This window comes from Wolbachia endosymbiont of Drosophila seguyi (assembly GCF_028981765.1).
Taxonomy (GTDB): domain Bacteria; phylum Pseudomonadota; class Alphaproteobacteria; order Rickettsiales; family Anaplasmataceae; genus Wolbachia; species Wolbachia pipientis.
Genome location: NZ_JAPQLM010000002.1, coordinates 1 through 1860, shown reverse-complemented (window position 1 = coordinate 1860; position 1860 = coordinate 1). Strand labels below are relative to the sequence as shown.

Genomic DNA, 1860 nt, shown 5'->3' with positions numbered 1-1860 from the left:
GCCTATATGTTCAGAACTTGAGAAGTTAGTTTTATACTTAGGGGAGAGAAAAGACCTAAAACTTACTGATATAGAATTATGCTTTTCAACTTCCGGCAACGACTATGCTACACTTGATGATCTATGCTCTGCCATAGCAAGTAAAGATATGTCGCGTTTCATTAGAATTTCTGATGCATTGATATCGCAAGAAAATTTTTCACCGATAGCACTAATTCGCATTATATCAAATTATTTCCTACGCCTTGAAAACGTTTTGCTGTCAGTGCAAGGTGGAATGAGTGAGCAGGCTGCGATTGATCAGCTAAGCCCTCCATTGTTTTTTAAACAATTGCAGAGTTTTAAATCTCATTTGAAAAGTTTGCAACTTTCAGAACTTAAGAAGATCTTGGAAAAATTGATAAGCTTAGAAGTTACCTGTAAAAAAACTGATTTAGATCATAAAATGATTTTTCAACATGCACTGACAGGTAGCTGACTACTCGGATCCAGCCTTTCTTATAATTTCATCAAAATGTTGTATTTTAACATAAAATAGCTGCTTTTATGCCTACCAAAATTCATTCTTTAGTGTGTGTCTCATAAGTATTCTTTGCTAATAGGATATTTTCGAATATAATTGAATATAACTAGATAAAAATACAGATATGTTTGACATTTCAAAAATTGTAATAACACCTGAAATGTTAAAATTAGTTGCTGAAATTGATGAATTTAAAGGAGCATGGCAATTGTTTGGTAATTTAGCTCCAGAACGTTTACAAATGCTCAAGAAAATTGCAACAATTGAAAGTATTGGTTCTTCTACTCGTATTGAAGGGGCAAGATTATCAGACCGTGAAGTTGAGCAATTACTATCCAAACTTGATACACGCTCATTTCGTTCTCTAGATGAACGAGAAATAGCCGGATATGCGTATGTGTGTGAAGAAGTATTTCAAAACTTTAACAAGATGCCATTTACAGAAAACACTATAAAACAGTTTCACATCTGGCTTTTACAATTTTCATATAAAGATCAAAGGCACATGGGAGAATATAAAAAATTCCCCAATCATGTTGAAGCGTTTGATGAATCTGGAAAAAGCTTGGGCATAGTTTTTGAAACAGCCTCTCCATTTGAGACAGCAACACAAATGCAAGAACTTATTTATTGGACTAGCCAGCAATTAGAGGTGAAATCGTTACACCCTCTATTAATTATTGGCATTTTTATAGTTACTTTTTTAGCTATTCATCCCTTCCAGGATGGAAATGGCAGATTATCACGCATTCTCACAACTTTCTTGTTACTAAAGTTAGGGTATATCTATGTACCTTACAGTTCCCTTGAAAGTATAATTGAAAGTAATAAGGAGAGTTACTACTTAGCTTTGCGTCGTACTCAACAATCCTTGAAGACGAGCAGCTATGATTTTAATCCATGGCTTATATTCTTTTTAAGGTCACTACAAAAGCAAAAATTTCATCTTGAACAAAAGGTGTCACATGAAAAAGTGTTAAATCTCTATTTACCACCACTTTCTGCTAAAGTATTAGCACTACTCAGCAAACATGGACGTCTTACAATTAAGGATTTGGAAAATATTACTAAAGCAAACTGCAATACCTTAAAGAAGCACGTATCTAATCTCGTAAAGAGTAATCACATCACTCAGCATGGAAAAGGCAAAGCAACCTGGTATGTAATATAGAGCTCAATAGGATATGTATTCATTTTGAATTGTTAAATTATTCAGCTATAGAATATAGATCACAGCTGTACAAACATTGTAGTTTGAGCCCACTAGATCCCAGTGCCCTATTCTTGTCATCCCAGTGCCCTATTCTTGTCATCCCAGTGCCCTATTCTTGTCATCC

General features: G+C 34.4%; 2 protein-coding genes. Both read left to right on the top strand.

Annotation, left to right across the window (positions count from 1 at the left end):
* Nucleotides 1–478, top strand: a 478-nt coding sequence (gene holA, locus OZD62_RS00055) for a DNA polymerase III subunit delta (RefSeq protein WP_394370296.1), incomplete at its 5' end; no start/stop codon positions are given.
* 169 nt (nucleotides 479–647) lie between these two features.
* The gene (locus OZD62_RS00050; protein WP_010082541.1) at nucleotides 648–1694 is read left to right on the top strand and encodes a Fic family protein; all 1047 of its coding nucleotides are present in this window, start codon (nucleotides 648–650) and stop codon (nucleotides 1692–1694) included.
* Nucleotides 1695–1860: the final 166 nt, after the last annotated feature.